This is a genomic window from Microcoleus sp. S36b_A4, assembly GCF_036700645.1.
Classification (GTDB): domain Bacteria; phylum Cyanobacteriota; class Cyanobacteriia; order Cyanobacteriales; family Microcoleaceae; genus Microcoleus.
This window is the reverse complement of the sequence record NZ_JAUBPI010000097.1, coordinates 1-23,873: the sequence shown is the minus strand read 5'-3', so window position 1 is coordinate 23,873 and position 23,873 is coordinate 1. Positions and strand designations below refer to the sequence as shown.

The following is a 23,873-nucleotide window of genomic DNA, read 5'->3' as shown; positions in this document are numbered from 1 at the left end:
CCTAAAAATTCACAATTTTTTACAAAACACCCGAAACCCCAGCAAAGTCAATGTTTGCCAATCTAAAATCTAAAATCCCATAACTTTCTCCCTCTTCCCGACTCACTCCCCCACTCTCCGACTCCCCACCATTTCCTAAAAATTCACAATTTTTTACAAAACACCCGAAACCCCAGCAAAGTCAATGTTTGCCAATCTAAAATCTAAAATCTAAAATCTAAAATCCCATCACTTTGCTCTCCCCTGACCCAACTGATCCGAACTCACTTCGAGTTTGCCTCATCCACTAGCGCGTTTATGACCGTTCCACTTACCCGCACAAGCCATCAACTGCCTGCATCCTAGCCCCAAAGCCAAAAGCCCAGATTGTTTGAGAAGTTAATTTTTGTTTTGTTTTTGTACCTCTTTAAATTAAGAAAGTATTCTAAAATTAATTTAAAATCTAAAAATAATCTAAAAATAGATTTTTATATCAAAAAACCAGTTAAGATTCCCAAAGATGCAAAATAAACAAATTTACTAGCATTTTCATTTAGACGCCCCCTTTCCTTTCATCGCAAGTTAGCTAATAATGCTTTCAACGAGGTGACTAAGGGCCGAGTCCAAAATTGGCCTAACCCAAAGACGGATACAAGCCCCAAACAAAAGTCGTCGAGATAGAAAATTTTAGTTAGAGAGAAGCCCCAGATTCATCTGTGGAGTCCATTCTTTAATCTCAAATTTGAAATCTCAAATCGACTGACAGTAAGGGAATTGCAATTGGGCTATTGCAATTGGGCTATAACAATTGGGCGATCGAAAAAAAGCATGAAAACCCAGCCCTCATCGTTTTGATAGAAACCTATAGGAGAACCAAGAGTGAAACTAGCAGTTTACGGAAAAGGTGGAATTGGTAAATCGACAACAAGCTGCAACATCTCCGTTGCCCTAGCCAAGCGCGGCAAAAAAGTTTTGCAAATCGGTTGCGATCCAAAGCACGACAGCACATTTACCCTCACTGGCTTCTTGATCCCCACAATTATTGACACCCTTCAGCAAAAGGACTATCACTACGAAGACGTTTGGCCTGAAGATGTCATCTACAAAGGCTACGGCGGCGTTGACTGCGTAGAAGCAGGCGGCCCTCCCGCAGGAGCTGGCTGCGGCGGCTATGTAGTCGGTGAAACCGTAAAACTGCTCAAAGAACTCAATGCCTTCGACGAATACGACATCATCCTGTTCGACGTACTCGGTGACGTAGTGTGCGGCGGTTTTGCAGCCCCCTTAAACTACGCGGATTACTGCATGATTGTTACCGACAACGGGTTCGACGCTTTATTTGCAGCCAACCGCATCGCCGCCTCAGTCCGCGAAAAAGCCCGCACTCACCCGTTGCGGCTCGCCGGTTTAATTGGCAACCGCACCTCAAAGCGCGACTTGATCGACAAGTACATTGACTCTGTACCGATGCCGGTGCTGGAAGTGCTGCCCCTGATTGAAGATATCCGCGTTTCTCGCGTCAAAGGCAAAACATTGTTTGAGATGGCCGAAAGCGATCCTTCCCTCAACTACGTCTGCGATTACTACCTCAACATCGCTGACCAGATTTTGGCAATGCCCGAAGGAGTAGTGCCCAACGACACGCCCGATCGCGAATTATTTGCCTTACTTTCAGATTTTTATCTAAATCCAGTGCAACCAGTGGTCAAGAAGGAGGAAGATGAGCTAGACCTGATGATGGTTTAATAGGTCTAGCGATCAGGATGAGGATAAAGAGGTTATGGCTTTTTTTGATACTTTTTCAGTTGCTCTCAAACAGAAGTGGTTGGACTACTACCAGGTAAATCGGGCTTGGCTGCTCCTGCACATGACGGCTGAGAACACGGTCGCCACACCCGACGGCGGGAAAAGGCCTGTTTCTTACCTCATCCTGGGAATTGCGGCTGCCCTGGAGCCGGAACTCCAGCAATTAATGCTGCCCTTCTCAAAACTCAAGCCGGATGCAGACAGCCTGATCGAAGTGTTGGGACTCAATTTTGACCCGGACATCGCGCTGGGTATGCCCTCAAATATCGCGCCGCAGACGGCCGGTAAATCTCCAACACCCACAGCAGCTCAAACTGCAACTGCAGCACCCGCCGCAGCTCGAACTGCCACTGCGGCACCCGCCGCAGCTCAAACTGCAACTGCAGCACCCGCCGCAGCCAAATCTAATAAATTGGGCGGTGCTGCCTTGGCAACAGCCGGAGTAGTCGCCGGAGTCGCCGGAGCAGCAGGTCTGGCAGCAGCGTCAGCACTGAGCTCAGAGGAGGAATCCTTCGATGAGTTTGAGGAAGAAGCGGTCTCCGACTTCGACATGGGCGATGACGAGGAAGAGACGGTCTCCGACTTCGACATGGACGATGACGAGGAAGAAACGGTCTCCGACTTCGACATGGACGATGACGAGGAAGAAGCGGTCTCCGACTTCGACATGGGCGATGACGAGGAAGAAGCCTCGGCTTTGGACGGTCTCGGTCTCGAAGACGATGAGGAAGACGCCGTATCTGACTTTGATATGGGCGACGATGAGGAAGACGCCGTATCTGACTTTGATATGGGCGACGATGAGGAAGAAGAAGCTTTGGCTTTGGGCGGTCTCGACCTCGGCGATGACGAGGAAGATGAAGCCTCGGCTTTGGGCGGTCTCGACCTCGGCGATGACGAGGAAGAAGAAGCCTTGGCTTTGGGCGGTCTCGATCTCGGCGATGACGAGGAAGAAGAAGCCTCACAATTTGGGACTTTGACCTCTGGAGATCTCGAAGCGGGGATTTCCGATCCGTTTGGGGAAGAAGATGCAGAGTTTGTCGCCGAAGAAATACCCGATCCTTTTGGGACAGCGACCTCAGATGACCTAGATATGGATCTGGGCGACTTGGACGATGACGGTATTGACGATTTCTCTGTATCTGATGAGGACGACCTCGACGATCTCGGACTTGACGATCTGGGGGAAGCAACTACCGGAGATCCTGACGAAGATGATTTAGATGCTCTAGGTCTCGGCGATTTGGATTCCGACGATGAGGATGAAGAAATTTCCGGCTTTTTATCTGATTTTAAGTGAGGTTGTTGCGATCGCCCGCATCTCTTCTAGTCTTGAAGTTTCCCGCTCTATTTGTGAGTTGTGAGTTGCGAGTTGTTAATTTTTAATGAGCTCCAACTCACAACTGCCAAAAGGCTTTTTGCCTTAGCAAGTTGAAGTAAACTAAATCCCTGCTGTGAGGGATTGTATGCCCTCGCGCAGAATTTTTTAGCCAGAATTTGGGATGCTGCGACTGCTGCGGAAATATTGAGTGGTTGCATCTATTTTTCACAGGAATTAGCCCAAAAATAGGTATTTCTATTTATCGTTCGCTGTGCGTCGCAATCGCGCTTTCACAGGTGTTTTCACGCCACTGCGCCTGTTCGTCATCGAGGGGAAAAACAACCTATTCCTCTCCTGGGCGATTGCACCAAGACGCTCGCAAAATCCAGGTGTTTCCTCGTTCCGCCGCAAGTCCTGTTCGAGAAGAAAAACAATTTAAAGGGAGAAGATTTGAGATATGACTGCTATTACTACTAATGAACCGGAAGCTTTAAACTTTGAATGCGAAACAGGCAATTATCACACTTTTTGTCCAATTAGCTGCGTAGCTTGGCTTTATCAAAAAATTGAAGATAGCTTTTTCTTGGTAATCGGTACTAAGACTTGCGGCTATTTCTTGCAAAACGCAATGGGCGTGATGATTTTTGCTGAGCCTCGCTATGCGATGGCTGAGTTGGAAGAAGGCGATATTTCCGCTCAGTTAAACGATTATGATGAGTTGAAGCGACTGTGCTTGCAAATTAAGCGCGATCGTAACCCCAGTGTAATTGTCTGGATCGGCACTTGCACCACCGAAATCATCAAAATGGATTTGGAAGGGTTAGCACCGAAACTCGAAGCAGAAATTGGCATTCCCATCGTCACAGCGCGCGCTAACGGCTTGGATTACGCTTTTACTCAAGGGGAAGATACCGTTTTAGCAGCGATGGCTGCTAAATGTCCTGAGAAAGCGCCCGTGATGGAATCTCAGAAACAAGAACGCAATGCTATCTCTCAACTGCTGAATTTCGGCAAGAAAAAAGAGGAAGTTGCAGCAGATGAATCGGAATATGTCAAGCACACACCCCTGGTACTTTTTGGTTCTTTGCCCGATCCGGTTGTTACTCAGCTAACCTTAGAATTGAAGAAGCAAGGAATTAAGGTTTCTGGTTGGCTTCCTTCCAAGCGCTACACTGAATTGCCAGTATTGGAAGAAGGCTATTATGTATCGGGCATGAATCCGTTCTTGTCGCGTACTGCTTCTACGTTGATGCGCCGCCGCAAGTGTAAGCTAATTGGTGCGCCATTCCCGATCGGCCCTGACGGAACTCGCGCTTGGATTGAAAAGATTTGCTCAGTGTTGGGAATTGAACCAAAAGGTTTGGACGAACGGGAAGCGCAAATCTGGGCAGGTTTGGAAGATTACCTGCAAATAATTCGCGGCAAATCTGTCTTCTTTATGGGCGACAATTTGCTAGAGATTTCTTTAGCACGTTTCTTGATTCGCTGCGGCATGACTTGCCCGGAAATTGGGATTCCTTACATGGACAAGCGCTATCAGGCGGCCGAGTTGGCTTTGTTAGAAAAGACTTGTCACGAGATGGGAGTTCCTACTCCTCGGATTGTGGAAAAACCAGACAATTACAATCAGTTGCAGCGGATTTACGAGCAGAATATTGACTTGGTGATTACTGGTATGGCTCACGCTAATCCTTTGGAAGCGCGGGGAATTAATACTAAGTGGTCTGTTGAGTTTACTTTTGCTCAAATTCACGGCTTTGGTAATGCGCGGGATATTTTGGAGTTGGTGACTCGTCCGCTGCGCCGGAATAATTCGCTGAAGGATTTGGGTTGGGGTAATTTGGTGAAGAATGAAGCGAAGGTTTAATCGTTTTTAGTAAGATAGTAGGGTGGGCTTTGCTCACCTTATTTTTTTGGGAACCGCTGATGTAGGCGGATTGACGCAGATGAACGCGGATGAAGTGTGCGATCGATCTTTTAATTAGAAGATGAAAGTCAACTTTAAGTCTCTAGATTATTACTTGAGCCTGAAATATGCTATCAGTTTTTATCCAGAATCTGAAGGTTATACAGCCATAATACAGCAGATTCCAGGCAAATAAAGTACACCTTAATCCCAAGCACTTACCAAACTGGTTGACAAACCCTTGCAACCGTACTCCATAAACCTGGAAATTGCTGTAAAAGACCTTCCGGGTTGTATGTCTGTGGGGGAAACTTTGTGGGAAGCGATGGAGAATATTCAGGAAGCTAGGGAATTGTGGATAGAGACTGCTTATGAGTGTGGCGATGAGATTCCTTTACCTGCTAAAAGTTAAAGTAGGGTGCGTCGCTTCGACAATTCTCGGCAATAGTAGCTATCCGATTGCTCGGATTGAGATTTAAATCATGAGTAACCGCCGATAAAAACTCTTCTATTCCATCAAGCAATGGCTGTTCGTTTATACTTTTCTCCACCAAATATATTAACAACATATAATTTCTGGTCGCATCAAATGTATGTGGGTCGGTGTAACTCAAATCAGGAATCACTGAGTGGCCACCTATAATACCGGGTATATGCTCTATCCAGCTCTCTGTATTTTGGTTGACACCTTCTCTAGCAGCATAGGCACAAGCAGCCGCAGCAACATCAGCTATTTGTATGCCAGGAAATTTATCGGATTCCACAAATTGAACTTCTTGGGATAGATTAAATGTAATGGGTTCTTCTACTCCTTGAAAAAAGTCAGTATAAATCTTATCCTCTCTCCCAATCATAGTATCCAACAGTCCCTTGTTTTCTTTTAGTGGTTTACTAACATCACAAAAAACTTTAAGTTGGTTAAACTCTTTTCCCCAGTCACAGAGAATAGACAACAAAGCCGGGTACGAAAGCTCTAAAATCCACTTGCCTATATCAGTTCCTTGTAAAGAGTTTAATTCTTGATTAATAGTATCTCTATGATGAATACAGAAAGTCTTTATGCCGTCGAGTATAGGCGAAATATCAGGTGTTTTTGAAGAACTAAAAAGATAGTTAAGTTCTGTGTCCTCCAAACTTCTCATAAGCTTCTGAAAATCGCTAAATATTTTTTCAGCATCCGCGCTCTGAGATACAAACTCTACATATAAAATGTTGCTGATAAATCGGTGAAATTTTATCTGGTAAAATAGAGAGTTTTTTTCTGATAAAACTGGCTCAAATATATATTCATACAATTTGCAAGCTAAGTTGAATTTTTTATGATATACAGCTACTTTTATGCGATCCTTAAAATTTATCAATATCTCAGCTATTACCTTTTGACCCTTGGAAGATTTAAGAAGGTTTCGACCTTTTAATTCGCCACCTTGTAGCTTATATTTTTGAATTATATTATTTACATATTCTGTAGCTTCTTCATGGTTAATTGCTACACTTGCATAAGCAAAAATCGGTGAATCTCGGTCCATAAGATTATTACCATTGCAACCTGATTCATCGCAGTAAATTTCTTGAATGGTTTGTTTCATAGGGATTTTTAGTTTAATTGTGAGGAGTGTGTATTACCCGTAATTTTGGTAGTATAACATAAAATTACAAAACCACACCACTTCAGAAATGAAACTTAACAGCCTCCTTTCACAAAGGAGAATTAACAAAATAATACAGGACTTGGTATTTGAGTACGCTCATAAAAACTGCTTGCTATGATAAGAGAGTGGGTCGATCGCACTTTTTCCCCAACCCCTCCAAAATCCCAGGCTACACCCCTGTAACACGATCGCAAGTACGATCGCCTATAATCGAAACTAGCCAAACTCTCATCAGTTGCGAAACCGCCATGAGTCAAGACAAGGAAGAAATTAGCTATTCAGAGAAAACAGAACGTCTCAGAGTTATCGGTCAGTTTATCAAAACTGTCACACCGATGATTTGGACGATCGTAATTCTCGTAGTCATCATTCCCCTATTAGGTAACTTTCTAATTTCCCAGTCACTAACAAATACCGGAACCACAGCAGTTGTAGTCTCGACGCCACACGATTTTAGCAAAGTCAACCAAGACATTAAAAACGCCATCCAAAAATCCCATATAACTGCCGAAACTTTCGCATCAAAAGAGTTGGACAAATGGGAAAGCGAAGTAATTGCACGAGTAGACAACAGTTTCCTCGATTGGTACTTTGATTACTTCACTCAAAAAAAGATGGAGTTTGCCGTACCTTTTAGCTTCGTGAAATCTGCCCTACTCAACAGATTCGATATGACAGAAGCATCTCGTGCTGTTTCCGAAAAATTAACGGAAGACTTTCAAAGAGAATTTGCTAACCGCGTACTGGTACCCAAAAACGCTCAACTGCGATTTCAATTAATCACTCAAGATACTGCTAATTTGTATATATCCGAAGTTAGCAAGAATGTGAAAGTAGTTCAAAACAGTTATAATATACCGCAAGTACAGTGGGACAAATATCTGAACGATATTGCCACCACAATTAGCGACAAAGGAAACGTCTCGAATTTATCATTAAAAGTATTAGTTGGCGGTAGCGGTTACTTAATTGCTAAACCCTTAATTTTGGGAGTAGCAGCTAAAGTTGGCAGCAAAGTTACGGCAAAAGTTGCCAGCAAAGCTGCCGCCAAGGTAGCCACAAAAACAGGCGGTACAGTGGCTAGTCAATTGGGAGTAAGTTTAATCGACCCTATTGTCGGCATCGGGATTATCATCTGGGATTTGTGGGATTACAATCACACAGTTAAAGTAGAAAGACCGATTTTGCGGGAACACATTGTAGAATACTTGAAAGATGTCAAAAAGTCGCTGCTCACAAATCCTGAAAGCGGAATCATGGCAGCAATTTATCAGTTGGAAAGTGGTCTTCTCAAGTCACTTTAATCATTTAAATCGCGTCTGACTGATGTGTGTAAATCCCCGAAAAGTGGTAAGATCCACTGCAAGAAGGAAAGGGGATACACCAGTAGTTAGTGCCAGCAGCGGGCGCTCCGACTCGCTACTGTGGGCGCTCGAACACCCAACTGTGGGCGATCGCGCTCATGTAGCAAAAAAAGAAAAAAAAATGAATGTTAAACGAGGCAAAAAAAGAGAGGATGTTGGGACAAAAAGAAGAGTTAAATGACTTTATTTGCCCTAAATAGATATCCCGTAATGGACTATAAAACAAGGTTTTCGACTCATATTACACGGATTAAGTTGTCGCCATTTTTACAAAATTAGCTGTCGATTATGACTTGTGGCATTTACAGCATAAGAATTTAAAAGCTCCGATTGACAGAGGTAGAGTTCGGGGGCGAGTGCGTTTTGCCGATGAATCTCTACGGCGAGGTTTGTAGGGATTTTCTGAAGTATTTGACGGAGTTGTTTTAGTTCAACAAGGCATAACTTCTCAGCCGGAAGTTTTGTCGGCTTGGTCGCAATTGCGACAAGAAATCGAACTGTTGATGAAATAGTCGAAAATCAAGGATCGAGTCGGCAGTTGCGATCGCCCCCTGAGACTAAAATCAAGTAAAATTGCCAGTATTAGTCGATCGACCCCCGTTGCTAGACTATATTTGCATTAAAGGTTTGCTATACTCCAGAAATAGACACATATTAACCTTTGGAAAATCAATAGGCCGGAGCTATGACATCCTATGCAACCTCTACAGCAAGAGCCGAGATGAGTGAGATCCGGCGCTTGAAAAACATACTGCCCCCAGAACTCCAAAGTTGGGTAACAGTAGAAAAAACAATAGAAGTTAATCCTACCCTGATCCGCAGCGAAGAAATAGGCAAAGACCAGGTAGAAATCCAAATAGACCTGATCCGCTGGGAACAGCTAGCAATGGATCAGCGCAACCTCCTATTTTGGCACGAAGTCGCCAGAATTCAAAACGACACCATCCCCAGAGACGGTTGGGAAATGGCAGCCCTCGCCATTGGTTTAGGCGGCGCCGTCGGCGAACTTTGGGTGCAAGACGGTTTGCTGCTGTTATTAGCCCTATCCCTGTGTGGCGTCTCCGGCTGGAGACTTTTCCAAAAAAACAACGGAGAGAAAAGTTTAAAAGAAGCAATAGACGCCGACGAAAAAGCCCTGGCCCTGGCCACCCGCTTCGGCTACACTCTCCCAAACGCCTACAAAAGCCTCGGCAGCGCCTTAAAAACCTTAATCGAGCAAACCTCCAAAAAACAGCAGCGGGCTAAATACGAAGCTCGTCTCCAGGCCCTCAAACGCAACGCAGCCAAAGCCAAAGCCAAAGTCAAACCCATCACCCGCGAAACCTCCCAGTCAGAAAACGTCTACAATTCTTAACCTCATCCCCCGACGCTTGTTACGGGGGTTTTCCAGTTAACCGTTAACTGTTGACTTCTGTGTTAGCTGTTAACTGTTAACTGCGATGGCTATCCGGTGCAAGACAGGCACGAAAATTATTAACGACAAGATTAATCGGCCTGAATCCACAAAAATCTTGATTCCGATGTTAAAGTTTGGCCGCGACTGCGTTCAAAAATCTTTGGGCCAAAACTGGCACTGGTAGACTTAAGTCTATTTTTGCCTTTGATATCATTCTCGGCGGGCGAGTTTGCAGGCGTTTTTGTAAAGTTTGTATAAAGCTAGCCTTTTGTTAACCATAATATTTGGTAAAGGTGGAGCTGCTAGGACAGAATAGGCTAAAGACATAAGCTTGAAATTTGAAACCAGGACTTCATGGTCAGTCAAACCCCAGAGGCAGATTTTCGGGTAACGTACTCGGACGAAATTCCCTCAGTTCACATACCCGTGCGCTTGAGCGTACTTGAAGCTGTAAACTTCAAGACAACCTGCCAGCAACTTTTTTCGGAAAGCACCACCGTTCCCAGCAAGATTGTCCTAGACTTCAGTCAGACGACATTCATCGACAGTAGCGGGATCGGTGCTTTAGTCAGCAATCTGAAATTTGCCAAACAGCGTGGTAGCGACTTGGTGCTCCGAAGCCTCAAGCCGCAGGTGATGGCAGTATTTGCTCTCACCAGCCTAGATCAAGTGCTGACGATCGAGCAGCCCTCTGCAACCTCAACTCCCACAGAGACCAAGCCCTCGGACAATCAGCTACCGATGACCCACCCCTCAGTGCAATCGTGGGTGAAGCGGCTGATAGACATTGTTGGGGCAATAGTCGGTTTGATAATTACAGGAATTTTGCTCGTACCCATAGCTGCTGCTATCACTATCAACGATCCAGGCCCGATATTTTTCGGTCAAACCCGCTGTGGCTGGATGGGCAGACAATTTCGGATTTGGAAATTTCGATCGATGTGTACCAACGCCGAAGCCATGAAAGCCCAAATCAAAAATCAGGCTTCTGGCGCATTTTTCAAAAATGACAACGACCCGCGGATTACCAAGGTCGGGCGCATCTTACGCAAAACCAGCCTTGATGAACTGCCGCAGTTTTGGAACGTGCTCAAAGGCGAAATGAGTCTAGTCGGCACTAGACCGCCTACCCCAGACGAAGTTGAGCGCTACGAAGTCCCTCAGTGGCAACGTTTGGATGTCAAACCTGGGATGACAGGGGAATGGCAAGTCAACGGTCGCTCTCAAGTCCGCGATTTTGAAGATGTCATCCGTTTAGATTTAAAATACCAACAAAACTGGAGCCTGGTGTATGACCTCAAACTAATTGTCAAAACTGTAACAGTCCTGTTTAACAAAAATAGTGGCGCTGTGTAGGAACCCTCAACAACCCACCACTGAACTTTGAGGTGCGGTTGCCAACGGGGGGCGGGAACTCGAACTCGATACTTAGTCAAGCAGACGATCACTAGCGATACCTACGTTAGCATTAAGTGTTAAAATTCACACGCCAAGAAAATACACAGCTAGTTGCCAGCTCTGCAATCAGAGCATTAATAATTAGCAATTGGCGAGTTCGAGGTCATACTCAAATGAGCCCAGCATGATTTTCGAGGACGAGAAGAACTCACCTGTGTTTAGAAAAGTAGCGACTCCTAACACGGTCGAAGCTTAAATCACTTCCTCGCAAGCTGACTCGGGAATTTTCCCTATTTAAACGCCCTACCGAGGCGGATTACAGTATCGGAAGTCTCTCATTTGCTGTGCGAGTAAATGGTGCGAAAGGAATGCTCACCTTGAGGCAAAACGGGCTTCTTCAACTCAAGCTTGACTTAACTAATATGTTGCCAAGACCTTGCCCTCCTTTTTCTCTCCCTCCGGCGCTGAGTACAGCGGTGGTGGGGGCCGACCAGGGGGAAGAAAGATGAAAGACAAGCAACCAAAGGCCGAGTGGCACCTGCAGGTTGAAACAGACCTGAATGCTTTAACATCCGTTTTGGAATGGTTGGAGAATATCGTTTTGCCCATGATACCAGCGGATTTCTGGTGGCAGTGTCGGCTGATAATCAACGAAGGCTTTACAAACGCTGTCCGCCACGCTCACCAGAACTTGCCCCCCACGACGCCCATCGACATTGAGGTAAAAGTGTTTGCCGATTACTTAGAAATTAGGATTTGGGACAGGGGTCAACCCTTCAACTTAGAAGCAAAGCTGCACTCAATCATGCAAGAGCAGCGCGATCCTTTGGACAGAGAAGGAGAAAGGGGACTGGTGTTCATGTACAAGCTCACAGACGACCTTCGGTATATCCGTACCGACGATCGCCGAAACTGCCTGGTAATGCGAAAAAACATTACCTGATGGCCCGATACCCGCCCGGTCAGGGCGGCTTCTTTCGCAAGGAGTGGAAGATCCCCTCGCTCCCCTATTGTCCTACCCGGAATCCAACCACATCCTCTGCAATTCTGCGGGTACAGGCTCGATGCACGCGGCTGGAGGACAATTTGCTTCAAAATAAATATTATGCGTATTCTAATTTATTCATATAACTACTATCCAGAGCCGATCGGCATTGCCCCCCTGATGACAGAACTAGCGCAAGGCTTAGTCAAGCGCGGCCACCAAGTCCGAGTCGTCACAGGAATGCCAAACTATCCGCAGCGCCGGATTTATCCGCAATATGAGGGCAAATTTTACCTCACAGAAGAACACAACGGTGTCACAATTCAGCGCAGCTATCTGCGCGTCAACGGCCCCCACCCCAGCCTCCTAGACCGACTTGTGCTAGACGGCAGTTTTGTTGTCTCCAGCGCCGTCCAAGCTTTCAGAGGCTGGCGTCCCGACGTGATTTTCTCGACAATGCCCCCTTTACCGATTTGCGTCCCAGTCGCCTTTTACGGCTGGATTCGCGCTTGCCCGATCGTCCTCAACGTTCAGGATATCGTCTCAGAAGCAGCCGTGCGCGTCGGCTTGGTCAAAAAAAACGGACTGCTAGTTCGCATTGCTGACGCTTTGGAAAAATTGGCCTACAGCACAGCCAGCCAAGTCAGCGTCATCGACAGCGGTTTTGTCAAAAAATTGCATTCTCAGGGAGTACCCCCCGAAAAAATAGTTTGCGTTCCCAATTGGGTTGATGTCAATTTCATTCGGCCCTTACCCAAGGAAAGTAACTCATTTCGAGAAACTCACAAACTCAAGGGCAAATTTGTCGTTCTCTATGCAGGCAATATTGCCCTAACTCAAGGCTTGCAAACAGTTGTCCAAGCAGCGGCTCGTTTGAAACACATACCCGAAATCGCTTTTGTAATTGTGGGGGAATCAACAGCCTTGGCGCGCTTGCAACAAGATTGCGAAACTTACAAAGCTAATAATGTAATGTTGCTACCATTTGAACCGCGAGAAAAATTGCCCGAATTGTTAGCTGCTGCTGATGTTAGTTTAGTAGTACAAAAGCGCCGCGTTACTAACTTCAATATGCCTTCAAAAATTCAAGTAATTCTCGCCAGCGGTCGGGCAATTTTGGCTTCGGTTCCTGAAACTGGTACGGCCCAAAAAGCAGTGCAGCAAAGCGGTGGCGGGGTGGTGGTAGCGCCGGAAGATCCGCAGGCTTTGGCTGAGGCGGTTGAGGATTTGTACTTGCACCCTGCTAAGGTGGATGCGTTGGGCGAGCAAGGCAGAAATTATGCTGTGGAGAATTACGGATTTGAGGAAGCTTTGAATCATTATGAAGCTTTATTTGCGGCGGTGGCAGCGAGTCATGCGGAGAAAATATTGGAGCCTTTGCCGAAATAAGATAAGCGCTTGAAACCGCCCGTGCTTACAGTGGCAAAAGATTTTCGGAGCACTACTGAACGAACGCTCGTTAAGATAAACTACCAAAAAATGAAAGACTGAGGATTGATCGATCGTCCTCAACTGTTACGATTTCTCCATCAAAAAGTAATGGAACGTCGATAAAGTCAATTCCATGTTTGCTAAGTTTGGTAAGACGTTTAGTCTCATCCCACTCAAATTCCATACCTTGATTGTCACTAGATATTGTAACTACAATTTGTCGTTACAGCCACTTACTTTAACACATCTTTGGATTGTTCAGGTAAAGCCGATCGCCCCCTTCACCCCCTTCGCCCCCTTCACCCCTCCCCATCCCATAAGTAACCACACCCCTATGTGCCCGACACCGCAGCCGATCAAAACAAAACGCTAAAATAAAAGACACTATACAATTTCGGAGTTAATATTTGACACTTGCACCCGCGCGCGAAAACGTCCTAGCTTGGCTCTCTGAGCGCGTTCCTGCTGCCCGCATCAAACACATCCTCGGAGTCGAACAGGTAGCAGGTGACTTGGCTCGCCATTACGGCCTCGACGAAGCAAAAGCCCGATCGGCCGGTTTGTTGCACGATTTGGCAAAATACTTCAAACCTCAACTGCTGCTGCAAATGGCCCAGAAGGAAGGTTTAGAGTTAGACTCAGTGTTGGAAGCACACCCGCATTTGCTGCACGCAGACGCGAGCGCGATCGTCGCCAGAGACGAATTCGGGGTGGTCGATCGAGAAATTTTGGACGCAATCGCCAATCACACCCTCGGCAGACCAAAAATGAGCCAGCTCAGTTGTACCGTATTCATAGCAGATACCATAGAGCCGAGCCGCGGCAACACAGCCCAACTAGAAGCACTGCGCGAGGCAAGCTTGCAAAATCTTTATGCAGCCGTGTGGCAAACTAGCGATTATTGTCTTAAATATTTGCTAGAAACTCGCTGCTACATCCACCCCCGCACCGTACTTACCCGCAATTGGGCGCTGCTTATGGCTCGATCGCCGGAAACAGGAAATTCGACCCAGAAGTCGATCGAACAAATCACAAGTTAAAAGTAAAATTTATCAGCAATCCTGTCCTTACTTTTGGCTTCAATCTAACTCCTATTTCCCGTCTCAAACTGCCAACAACCGAAAGCCAATAGCGCACCCATTCTTCCTTACCGTATCAATTAGCAACTTAAACACTTAATGTCAGATCTAACTCAACTCGAATACTCCAGGGCTCAGTCTACAGCAACGGACAGCACCTCCCCAGACGAAGCTCGCGGCCTGATCATGACCGTTGCCCAAGCAGCCGAGGACCGCAAAGCAGTAGATATTGTATTGCTCCGGGTGGCCGAAGTATGCTACTTGGCAGACTACTTTGCGATCGTCACCGGATTTTCCAACGTGCAGGTACGAGCCATCTCCCAAGCGATAGCAGACCAAGTGGAAGAAGAGTGGCAACGCTTGCCGCTGCGTACACAAGGGCTATCAGACGCTAGTTGGGTCGTCATGGACTACGGCGACGCGATCATTCACATTTTGAAGCCTCAAGAGCGGGAGTTCTACAATTTAGAAGCGTTCTGGGGACACGCCGAACGCATTGACTTTTCCCCCACGCCGTGAGGATGGCTAATGTGAAAAACGTTTCTGCTTCTATTTGTCCCGTTCCGCAAGAACAGCGGCCGATCAATGAATACCAAGAACTTAAAGAATCCTGGTTTTTTAGCTGGGTAACACTCAATTGGCCCGGATACCTAGCCAAACTAGCTTGGGTGTGGGCTTGGAGTTGCTTGGTATCGGGGCCGATAGCTGCTTCTAGCTTTGCTCCTGTCAAGTATCCAGCTCAGTTTGTCCTCAGCGGTGCCGCAGGTGCCAGTTTTATTCTAGGATTAGCTTTGCTGCGGCTCTACTTGGGTTGGTTCTACGTGCGATCGCGCCTTTCAAATCCCACGGTCGTCTACGAAGAGTCTGGTTGGTACGATTGTCAATCTTGGCCTAAAACTCCCGAAGTTTTGCTTCAAGATCAGTTGATTGTCAACTACCAACTAGAACCAATTCTCAGGCGTCTGCGGCAGACATTTTATGGTTTGACAGTGTTGCTGGTTGCCGGGGGACTAACTTGGAGTTGTTTGTAATCGGGAATGGAAGGGAGTTTTGAGTTTTGAGATTGCCGCCCACAGCCAACAACGCACACGGAGTGCATGAGTGAGAAACGATCGCAGAAAGATTAACTTTATAACTCTTAACTGGCAGCTCGCAACTCATAACTTCCACCGGCCCCAATCTAAAATCTAAAATCTAAAATCTAAAATTGATATGACAAGGGGAAAACGAACCCAAGCTCCCGAACTGGAAGTCACACTGCTGCGCGAAGGTATTGTGGAATCGAGGCACCGCGCCCAGGCCGCTGTCTGCGACAACCGCGGGCGCGTTCTGTCCGTTGCTGGTAACTCGGAAACGGCCTCATTTGTCCGTTCTTCACTCAAGCCTTTTCAAGCTTTGGCGGTGACGGGGACTGGCACTTTAGAACGCTACGAATTGACCGATCGAGATTTAGCGATTATTTGCAGTTCCCATCAAGGTACGATCGAGCAATCGCGCCAGGTATTTAACGTCCTGTGGCGCTGCGACATTGACCCCTCTAAACTTCAATGCCCCATTCCCGAAGGCAAAAAGAGCGCCCTGCAATACAACTGTTCCGGCAAACACGCCGGAATGCTGGCTGTCTGCCAGCAACTGCACTGGCCATTGGACACTTATTTACGCCGCAAACATCCTGTCCAGCAGCTTATTTTGGGCAAAGTGGCTGAGTTGCTGGCAATGCCTGCCGAAGAGTTTATCAGCGCTCGTGACGACTGTGGCGCTCCTACCTATCTGTTGCAGTTGGGGCAAATGGCCTCTTTGTACGCTAAATTGGCTTCCGGCGACAATGTGGAGATGGAGCGGATTGTCCGCGCTATGACTCATCACCCGATGATGGTTGCCGGTGAGGGCAAATTTGACACGGAACTGATGCGCTTGACTCAAGGGGAATTGGTGAGCAAGTCCGGCGCCGAAGGGGTGCAGTGCATTGGCCGCGTTGGCGAAGGCATGGGCTTGGCAATTAAGGTGACGGATGGAGGAAAGCGCGCTCAATTTGCTGTGGCGATTCACTTGCTCAAGCAGTTGGGGTGGATTACTCCGACAATTGCCGAAACTCTTTCGGAAACTTACCTGACTCTCAGCGAGTTCAAGCGCTTGGAGGTGATCGGGGAAGTTTCGATGCTTTAGGGCGATCGAGACTCGCTCGCCGATTTCAGCAACCCCTCCCACAATCTAAAAAGTTTTTTTGATTGTGGGGTTGCTATTTTCGGAAAGATATGTTTATATTAGAAAGAGAGATAAAGCGACGCGGGATAGAGCAGCCTGGTAGCTCGTCGGGCTCATAACCCGAAGGTCAGTGGTTCAAATCCACTTCCCGCCACCAAATTCAAGCGAACCCTGTAATCGTTAAGGTTTCAGGGTTTTGTTTTTGGAAACCACTAAAGAGAGATAAAGCGACGCGGGATAGAGCAGCCTGGTAGCTCGTCGGGCTCATAACCCGAAGGTCAGTGGTTCAAATCCACTTCCCGCCACCAAATTAAACAAGACAAGCCCCGGCAGCCTAAAAGTTGCTGGGGTTTGTTTTATAGCTTCTATTTGATGCCGAGTGCGATCGCATCTTCGACAAATTGATCCCACTTTCCGCACCCTCCACTGTCACAATCGGTTTTTGCGGAATTTTGTGAACCAAAATAGTCACTTTTTATACACACAAGTGGGAAATAGGACTGGCGATCGCCAGTTCAATTTCGCCAAACTCCGAAAATTCGTAGTGTGACAGTTCAGGGTGCGGAATGTGGGATTGATATCGTTTCCGGTTGCACGAGCGACATGGTATGGAGGACACGGCACTGCCGTCTCGAAAGCTGTGGGTAATATTAATACCGAGGCTGCCAGATTTGATATGAAAGCAGTTTATTTTAAGCGACAATAAAAATGAGGACACAGCAGTGCTGTGTCCCTACTGTATATTTGTATTTTTCTAATTGGGACAAAATAAGACCCACCCTCAACCTAAACACTCAACCCTATACTTTTCGACGACCGTTTGTCCAAGCTTTATTTGTTAAAAAATTGCAATCCGATATCCATATTTTTTAACTCAGGATTTTAAATTGCTAAGTCGGCTGAGCTTCCATCCAATCAAAAATCAGGTTTAATTGTTCGAGTGTTACTAACCCGTACTGCCACAGAACCATGGGCAGTTCGCTGGCATCTTGTTCACCGTGTCGGAGAGCAACGGCGATCGCAGAATTCGATATTGCCAACTCTCCCCGCAAATAATCGATCAGTTGAGCCTTTCTCATCACCTTCACCGCCAGTTTTATGCGATATTGTAAAGATATGTAGCTAATTGGTCTTTATCGGAAGTTTAATTGGTCTAATTTTAGGTTCACAATAGAGAACCTTGTGTGATCGAAACCGCACAAAACTTGTGATAAAACTCAGATCAAAAAGCGATCGCAGTCACAAGAACTGAGATAATCAAAAATTGGGTTCCGCCATCGCTCGCTTCAAATGAATTCATTTAAAATTGCTAAAGTCCTAGCTGAAGCTGAACTCCCGCTTCTGTACCGCTGTCGGTTTGTTTTGGAGGTAAAGGATTTCCTTGACGCTGGGCGTCCGAAGGAGTAGTAATAAATTCCAATGGGCCCTCGATTTTGAGGCGAAATCTGTCGCCCAAGCTTCTTTCCCCTCTAGCAGAATTAGCCGCCGTTTCTGGTTCACCAATCAAGTTTTGGTAGTCCGAGTCTAAGGTTCTGTCCTCCACAGTCCTCAACGAGTCCCCAGATAAAGTCGTTTCCGAATATTGGGGCGTTGGTTGCAGTCTTTGTTGGGCGAGAACCGCCGGGGTCAAACCGATAAAAATTGAGCTCAGTCCGAGAGCAGTGCCAAGAGTAGCAATAACTGCGTTCATCATCCATCCCTCCGCTAGTTGCATCCTACTATGCTTATTTTACCTACTCGCAATTAAGTTGCACTCTATCAAAAGTAGCTGCTTGTGGAGATATCAATTGCAGTTGCTGTGAAAACTTATAATTTTCGATCGCGCTATCGGTCATTCGATTTTAGATTTTAGATTTTAGATTTGGGAGGCGACCCCACGGATAAATTCGGGGGCTTGAGGATTTTAGATTTTAGATTTGGGAGGCGACCCCACGGATAAATTCGGGGGCTTGAGGATTTTAGATTTTAGATTGGGGAGGCGACCCCACGGATAAATCACGTGGCGGGTACCATCAAGAAATTCGCTTGTCAGGATGGGAAAAAAAGTTAGTGCTGGACGCACGGGCGGCTATCCATGGGTTGTTTTTCACGAAAATAGTTCGTTGCAGCCCGCCACCACGCTAAAAACACCAGGTTTTAGATACCAGTCTAAAAAAAGAATGGAACAGCAGGCAAGTTCTCAACCCTTACAGAATCTCTTTTTCCCAATTATTTAATTCTTTAATCTCAAAATCTATAATAATATGAGCGTGTAGAGTACGTCCAAGATTGATACTGCATTCATCTCGATGCCAATGTTCCCAAAGCTCGCGATCGCGCTAAGATGGCGGTGGCAGTCGTTAAAAATTCAGTTGCCAGCGGCAGATTCCGAGTTATTAACAGCACTTCGCCTACTAAAACCATCTCAACTTCAAAACCTGCGCTCATCAATTTGTACTTGACCGGAATGTTGTGGGTTAATAATAGTTCTGCTTTACCATGCCAATCAAATATCTAACCGACTCGATTTTAAAAATGTCGGGCAAAGTGCCAATTCGCATCGTCCTTGTTGTGCCTTTTGCCCTTCAGACTTTCGCTGCGGTAGGGTTGACGGGGTGGCTGTCGCTGCGGAACGGGCGCATAGCCGTCAACGATGTTGCCGCACAACTGCGGACAGAAGTCACATCGCGTATCCAGCAACATATTAATAGTTATATTGAAACGCCACACCAAATCAATCAGCTCAATCTCGATGCCATCCGTCTCGGTCTTGTGAACGTGCGGGATAGTGATAGTTTGCAACGCTACTTCTACAAACAAATCCAAATTTTTGATAAAATTAGCTACATTCAATTCGCATCCGAAGAAAAAGATTTTATTGGAGTTGAACGTCTCGACGACGGCAAGTTGCAAATTCAGATTTCTAATCAATCTACTGGCTATAATTTGCAGGGCTACGGGCTGTCCGAGTTGGAGGAACCAACCAAGCTATTAAAAACTACTCTCAACTACGACCCCCGTGTCCGACCTTGGTACATAGCTCCGGTGCGCGCAGGTCAACCGACTTGGAGTAAAATCTATAATTATTTTGACGCTCCCAAACTAGCGATTACGGCTGCTCAACCAGTTTATGGCGAGGATGGTAAACTGATTGGCATCCTGGGTTCTGACTTGGCACTTTCCAAGCTCAATCAATTCTTGGAAACTCTAAAAATTGGCAAATCAGGACAGACTTTTATTGTAGAAAGGTCTGGGCAATTGGTGGCAAATTCTACTCTGGAACCGCCATTTATTGTTAGCAATGGTGTTGCGAAACGGATTGTGGCAACCAGCAGCAAGAATGTTCTAATTCGATCGACAGCCCGCTATTTGACTGAACGCTTCGGGGATTTGCACAAAATTGACAGATCTCGCCAGTTAGATTTTACGATCGACGGTCAACGGCAATTTCTACAGGTGACGCCACTCTCAGACAGCAGGGGTCTCGACTGGTTGATTGTGGTGACGGTTCCTGAAGCCGATTTTATGGAAAGGATTAATGCCAACACTCGGTATACTGTGGTGATGTGTCTGGGTGCTTTGGTGCTGGCAACGGCGATTGGCGCTCTAACTTCTAGGTGGATTGTTGTACCGATTCGGCGTTTGAGCAAGGCTGCGGAGGCTTTGTCACGGGGAGAATGGGACGGGATGGCGGTAGATTCCCGCTTGATGGCGTCTGTAGATCGGGAGGATGAGGTGGGTGTCCTGGCTCGCTCTTTTAATATGATGGCCCATCAATTGGAAGAGTCGTTTACTACTCTCGAAGATCGGGTAGAATCTGCGATCGCCGACAAAAATCAATTAATTATTTCTCTGAAAAACTCGCAGCAAAAACTGGCTCTCCATCTTCACCAAACTCCATTGGGAGCGATTGAATGGGATCTAAACTTTGAAGTAGCGGAATGGAATTTGTCAGCGGAAAGAATTTTTGGATACAACCGCTTGGAAGCTATGGGACGCCACGGAGTCGATCTCATAGTTCCTGAAAGTGCTAAGGAATATGTCAGGCAACTATCTATAACTTTGCTTACTAATAAAGGAGGAGTTACCAGTCTTAACGAAAACCTCAGAAAAGACGGAAAAATTATTCTTTGCGAGTGGTACAATACGACTTTGGTCGATCCTGACGGCAGCATCATTGGGGTGGCATCGCTGATTCAGGATGTGACTGAATTTCACAGTGCTGTTGAGAAGTTACGGGCTAGCGAGGAGCGGTTTCGCCAGTTGGCAGAAAATATTCATGAGGTATTTTGGATTAGAGAACCCAATCAAAAGCAGCTAGTTTATGTGAGCCCTGCTTGCGAAAAAATATGGAATTTGAGCTGTCAGAGTTTGCAGTCAGAACCGGAGGCTTTTTGGGATGCTATTCACCCGGAGGATCTCGATCGCGTCAAGGCTGCTTTTGCGAAACAGGTGCGGGGCGATTATGATGAGGAGTATCGGGTAGTGCGATCTGACTGTTCAGTTTGCTGGGTGCGCGATCGGGCTTTTCCAGTCCGCAGCCAAACCGGAGAAATTTACCGCATCGTCGGTATTGCCGAAGATATTACCCAGCGCAAATTAGCAGAAGAATTCCAAAAAGTCGCTCAAACAGCTCAAGCAGCAAACCAAGCCAAAAGCGCTTTTTTAGCTAATATGAGCCACGAATTGCGAACTCCCCTCAACGCGATTATTGGTTACAGCGATATGCTCAAAGAAGACGCTGAGGATTTAGGCTGCGAAGATTTTATCCCCGACTTGCAAAAAATTCAAACAGCGGGCAAACACTTGCTATCTTTAATTAGCGACATTCTAGATATTTCTAAGATTGAAGCGGGTCGGATGGAACTTTACTTAGAAACTTTCAACCCGGTTAATTTAATTGACGAGGTAGTTTCTACTGTCAAACCCTTGGTAGATAAAAATTCTAATAAGTTTGAAGTTGATTGTGGGAGCGACTTGGGAATGATGTATGCTGACATTACCAAAACTCGTCAAATATTGCTCAACCTGCTGAGCAATGCAGCCAAATTTACGGAACAGGGGACTATTAGTCTCTGCATTGAAAGAGTTAAACATGACAGCTTAACAACTCAAGAAATAGCAGAACCTTCCGACTCAATAATTTTTCGCGTAGCTGATACGGGCATTGGGATTCCCCCCGAACAATTGCAGCATTTATTTCAAGCTTTTATGCAGGGTGACGCCTCAACTACGCGCAAGTATGGCGGCACGGGTTTAGGATTGACTATTAGCCGTCACTTTTGCGTGATGATGGGGGGCGATATGCACGTTGAAAGCGAGTTAGGTTGCGGTTCGGTTTTTACTGTGTGCTTACCGGCCCGCGTTGAATTATTGGTCAGCAGTTAGTCTTGCTATGCGATACGCACTTGTTACCAGAAAGAATTGGTTTAAAGCCGGAACCATAAGCGGGAGAAATTAAAAGAAGACTATTCATTCCTCCAATCCTCTTCCTTCCAGGTAGAGGTCGCTATAAAGCGGTCAATCGATTTTAGATTTTAGATTTTAGAGGCGACCCCACGGATAAATGCGGGGGCTTGAGGATTTTTGATTTTTGATTTTGGATTGATTCCACGGATAAATCACGTGGCGGGTACTATCAAGAAATTCGCTTGTCAACTGTCAACTGAAACAAGAAATCAGGTTTATTGACAAAAAACCTACGCTTTCAGATAAGTTCGGGGCAATAAACCAAGGTGATGATACTATGCACCATAAGTCCTAATCCTAGCTAATTTGCCGTTTCTGCCGTCCCAAAAGTTGAGCTGTTAATACGCCACCGACAAAGCCAAAGAAATGCGCTTGCCAGGAAACTCCCGGCTGCGAGGGCAAAACTCCCCAAATTAAACTGCCGTAGAAGAAACCGACAATTAAAGATACCAAAATAGATGTAAAGCTGCGTTCAAAATAGCCCCGCAGCAGCAAGAAGCCGAAGTAACCAAAGATTAATCCGCTGGCACCAATGTGAACGGAATAGGGCGCGCCGGTCAGCCAAACTCCGAATCCGCTGACTAGCACAGTGACGGCACTCACGATAAAAAAGTCGCTGATTTCTCGCAGCATTATCAACCAACCCAATGTCACTAAAGGGAGGGTATTGGCGGCTAAGTGAGCAAAACTGCCGTGCAGAAAAGGCATCAACAGGATGCCTTGAAGTCCGTCGATGCTGCGGGGGCGGACTCCGTAGACATCCAGCCTGCCTCCGAACAGGAAGGCATCGACAATTTCGATAATCCAGAGGAGGGAGACGAAGCCACCGAGAATGGCGGCGTGGCTTTGCAATTCGCGGGTGATAGCTTTGGTTTCTGGGTTACTCATGGGTTGTGAGGGCGGTGATACCGATTATTTCTCATTGTAGAAGTTTCTGAGCGATCGCGAGCAAAGATTGTGGGGTCGAGGTTTCACTGTTTTTTGCAGCAGAGCTTATTTAGAAATATTATAAGTTTTATTAAAAGTTCCGCATTTTCACGTATAGGATAATTCACCTGGATGCGTCACAATTGTAATTGAACTACAAAAGGAGAGTCAACCGAAGGTTGAAGCTAAAACGTAGAAGACAGAATTTTTACCCTATCAATCAATTGTTGGGCTTGAAATGAGGACAGTTTTTAGAGCGCACACCGTCTTTAAAAAAATCAGGAACTACTTTTCTCGCCTTAAGTCATTAATTTAAGAAGTTCAATCCGGTAAAGCAAAACGAGATGCTGTAGATACTGATTGTAGATAATATCGCACAAGCTCTACAGAGAGTTCTTGGCACCTCGTTATAAAAGAGGAAGAGAGCAAAATGAACGTATTTGAGCATCCAGTCTCCTACCGAACTCTGCCAAATTGGGTAGGATTTGGCAAACAAGAAACCGCCGTTAATGTCGCTACAATTTCTCAACCTTACGGTCAAAAGCCACACTTTGACCCCTTGCATCCGCTGAAACAATGGCTTGATAACACTGCAATTAAAAGTCAAAAGTTGGCTCGGTTGCTGTGTAAGTTTATTCCCAGCCAGTGTCCGTTTGAGCGAGAAGTCAAAATTGGCGATCGCACTTTATTATCCATTCCGCCGCTGTGCAAGTTAAATCCGCTTTACGAGCAAGTGGTAGGGCTGCGCTTTCGTGCTTTGTGTTATTTGGCTGACGAGTGTGGCGAAGATGTAACTCCTTATTGTTAATTCTGCAAAAACTTAAATTTCTCACTGTCTTTTCACCCTCCCTTCTCCTTGTTGGGGAGGGTTTTTTTATTTTGAGATTATTCGGCGGTTGAAACCCACATTCCGCACCCCAACTGGCACATAGGCAGATTGAGGGGGTAAAAGTGAATCATCCGAGACCATCATGAG

The 23,873-nt window shown here is 46.1% G+C and carries 22 protein-coding genes and 2 tRNA genes; 18 read left to right on the top strand and 6 right to left on the bottom strand.

Going from position 1 to position 23,873, the window contains the following annotated elements; translation table 11 throughout:
- The first annotated feature begins 858 nt into the window (after positions 1-858).
- Positions 859-1,725: a ferredoxin:protochlorophyllide reductase (ATP-dependent) iron-sulfur ATP-binding protein gene (bchL, locus tag QUA03_RS23925; RefSeq protein ID WP_006634709.1), complete on the top strand. Its 867-nt coding sequence runs from the start codon at positions 859-861 to the stop codon at positions 1,723-1,725.
- Between the two features lie 34 nt (positions 1,726-1,759).
- On the top strand, positions 1,760-3,085 hold the full coding sequence (locus QUA03_RS23920) for a DUF5331 domain-containing protein (protein ID WP_333215565.1): 1,326 nt from the start codon (positions 1,760-1,762) through the stop codon (positions 3,083-3,085).
- Between the two features lie 47 nt (positions 3,086-3,132).
- Here the strand turns inward: QUA03_RS23920 and QUA03_RS23915 are convergent, their stop codons facing one another.
- Complete coding sequence (locus tag QUA03_RS23915; RefSeq protein WP_333215563.1) at positions 3,133-3,324, bottom strand: hypothetical protein; 192 nt, start codon at positions 3,322-3,324, stop codon at positions 3,133-3,135.
- Positions 3,325-3,563: 239 nt separating this feature from the next.
- Here QUA03_RS23915 and QUA03_RS23910 point away from each other — a divergent pair, with 239 nt between their 5' ends.
- Both QUA03_RS23910 and QUA03_RS23905 read left to right on the top strand, forming a co-directional pair.
- Positions 3,564-4,973 carry a ferredoxin:protochlorophyllide reductase (ATP-dependent) subunit N gene (locus QUA03_RS23910; RefSeq protein ID WP_199292772.1) on the top strand — a complete coding sequence of 470 codons (1,410 nt, stop codon included), beginning with the start codon at positions 3,564-3,566 and terminating at the stop codon, positions 4,971-4,973.
- A gap of 280 nt (positions 4,974-5,253) precedes the next feature.
- Positions 5,254-5,424 carry a type II toxin-antitoxin system HicB family antitoxin gene (locus QUA03_RS23905; RefSeq protein WP_333215561.1) on the top strand — a complete coding sequence of 57 codons (171 nt, stop codon included), beginning with the start codon at positions 5,254-5,256 and terminating at the stop codon, positions 5,422-5,424.
- On the opposite strand, the gene QUA03_RS23900 is transcribed toward QUA03_RS23905, so the two are convergent.
- Positions 5,414-6,601 (bottom strand): DUF3800 domain-containing protein, encoded by a 1,188-nt coding sequence (locus tag QUA03_RS23900; RefSeq protein WP_333215559.1) that lies wholly within the window; start codon positions 6,599-6,601, stop codon positions 5,414-5,416. The two genes, QUA03_RS23905 and QUA03_RS23900, sit on opposite strands and share 11 nt — an antisense overlap.
- Positions 6,602-6,750: 149 nt before the next feature.
- Here QUA03_RS23900 and QUA03_RS23895 point away from each other — a divergent pair, with 149 nt between their 5' ends.
- The 12 genes from QUA03_RS23895 (at position 6,751) to QUA03_RS23840 (ending at position 16,830) form a co-directional block, all read left to right on the top strand.
- Positions 6,751-7,968: a hypothetical protein gene (locus QUA03_RS23895; RefSeq protein WP_333215557.1), complete on the top strand. Its 1,218-nt coding sequence runs from the start codon at positions 6,751-6,753 to the stop codon at positions 7,966-7,968.
- Between the two features lie 43 nt (positions 7,969-8,011).
- Positions 8,012-8,209: a hypothetical protein gene (locus QUA03_RS23890; protein ID WP_333215555.1), complete on the top strand. Its 198-nt coding sequence runs from the start codon at positions 8,012-8,014 to the stop codon at positions 8,207-8,209.
- A gap of 504 nt (positions 8,210-8,713) precedes the next feature.
- The gene (locus QUA03_RS23885) at positions 8,714-9,382 is read left to right on the top strand and encodes a DUF3318 domain-containing protein (RefSeq protein WP_333109239.1); all 669 of its coding nucleotides are present in this window, start codon (positions 8,714-8,716) and stop codon (positions 9,380-9,382) included.
- A 396-nt stretch (positions 9,383-9,778) separates the two neighbouring features.
- Positions 9,779-10,780 carry a sugar transferase gene (locus tag QUA03_RS23880; protein WP_333084651.1) on the top strand — a complete coding sequence of 334 codons (1,002 nt, stop codon included), beginning with the start codon at positions 9,779-9,781 and terminating at the stop codon, positions 10,778-10,780.
- A gap of 547 nt (positions 10,781-11,327) precedes the next feature.
- Entirely contained in the window at positions 11,328-11,765 is a 438-nt protein-coding gene (locus tag QUA03_RS23875; RefSeq protein WP_015178537.1) for an ATP-binding protein, read from the top strand.
- 162 nt (positions 11,766-11,927) lie between these two features.
- The gene (locus tag QUA03_RS23870) at positions 11,928-13,196 is read left to right on the top strand and encodes a WcaI family glycosyltransferase (protein WP_333215553.1); all 1,269 of its coding nucleotides are present in this window, start codon (positions 11,928-11,930) and stop codon (positions 13,194-13,196) included.
- A gap of 449 nt (positions 13,197-13,645) precedes the next feature.
- Positions 13,646-14,278 (top strand): bis(5'-nucleosyl)-tetraphosphatase (symmetrical) YqeK, encoded by a 633-nt coding sequence (gene yqeK / locus QUA03_RS23865; RefSeq protein ID WP_333215551.1) that lies wholly within the window; start codon positions 13,646-13,648, stop codon positions 14,276-14,278.
- Positions 14,279-14,416: 138 nt separating this feature from the next.
- Positions 14,417-14,836, top strand: coding sequence for a ribosome silencing factor (rsfS, locus tag QUA03_RS23860; protein ID WP_333215550.1), 420 nt, complete (start codon positions 14,417-14,419; stop codon positions 14,834-14,836).
- Between the two features lie 2 nt (positions 14,837-14,838).
- Positions 14,839-15,348 carry a CGLD27 family protein gene (locus tag QUA03_RS23855; RefSeq protein ID WP_333040353.1) on the top strand — a complete coding sequence of 170 codons (510 nt, stop codon included), beginning with the start codon at positions 14,839-14,841 and terminating at the stop codon, positions 15,346-15,348.
- A gap of 181 nt (positions 15,349-15,529) precedes the next feature.
- Positions 15,530-16,483, top strand: a complete 954-nt coding sequence (locus QUA03_RS23850) for an asparaginase (protein WP_333215548.1) — start codon at positions 15,530-15,532, stop codon at positions 16,481-16,483.
- A 119-nt stretch (positions 16,484-16,602) separates the two neighbouring features.
- A tRNA-Met gene (locus tag QUA03_RS23845) sits at positions 16,603-16,679 on the top strand.
- Positions 16,680-16,753: 74 nt separating this feature from the next.
- A tRNA-Met gene (locus QUA03_RS23840) sits at positions 16,754-16,830 on the top strand.
- 582 nt (positions 16,831-17,412) lie between these two features.
- Here the strand turns inward: QUA03_RS23840 and QUA03_RS23835 are convergent.
- The 3 genes from QUA03_RS23835 to QUA03_RS23825 form a co-directional block, all read right to left on the bottom strand.
- Positions 17,413-17,601 (bottom strand): DUF2949 domain-containing protein, encoded by a 189-nt coding sequence (locus QUA03_RS23835; RefSeq protein WP_333056627.1) that lies wholly within the window; start codon positions 17,599-17,601, stop codon positions 17,413-17,415.
- 230 nt (positions 17,602-17,831) lie between these two features.
- Positions 17,832-18,215 carry a hypothetical protein gene (locus tag QUA03_RS23830; RefSeq protein ID WP_333215546.1) on the bottom strand — a complete coding sequence of 128 codons (384 nt, stop codon included), beginning with the start codon at positions 18,213-18,215 and terminating at the stop codon, positions 17,832-17,834.
- 587 nt (positions 18,216-18,802) lie between these two features.
- Positions 18,803-18,949 (bottom strand): hypothetical protein, encoded by a 147-nt coding sequence (locus tag QUA03_RS23825; RefSeq protein WP_333215544.1) that lies wholly within the window; start codon positions 18,947-18,949, stop codon positions 18,803-18,805.
- Between the two features lie 51 nt (positions 18,950-19,000).
- Here QUA03_RS23825 and QUA03_RS23820 point away from each other — a divergent pair, with 51 nt between their 5' ends.
- Complete coding sequence (locus tag QUA03_RS23820; RefSeq protein ID WP_333215543.1) at positions 19,001-21,889, top strand: PAS domain S-box protein; 2,889 nt, start codon at positions 19,001-19,003, stop codon at positions 21,887-21,889.
- Between the two features lie 378 nt (positions 21,890-22,267).
- Here the strand turns inward: QUA03_RS23820 and QUA03_RS23815 are convergent, their stop codons facing one another.
- Positions 22,268-22,858: a rhomboid family intramembrane serine protease gene (locus QUA03_RS23815; RefSeq protein ID WP_333215541.1), complete on the bottom strand. Its 591-nt coding sequence runs from the start codon at positions 22,856-22,858 to the stop codon at positions 22,268-22,270.
- Between the two features lie 469 nt (positions 22,859-23,327).
- On the opposite strand from QUA03_RS23815, the gene QUA03_RS23810 reads away from it, so the two are divergent.
- On the top strand, positions 23,328-23,705 hold the full coding sequence (locus QUA03_RS23810) for a Mo-dependent nitrogenase C-terminal domain-containing protein (protein ID WP_333215540.1): 378 nt from the start codon (positions 23,328-23,330) through the stop codon (positions 23,703-23,705).
- Positions 23,706-23,873: the final 168 nt, after the last annotated feature.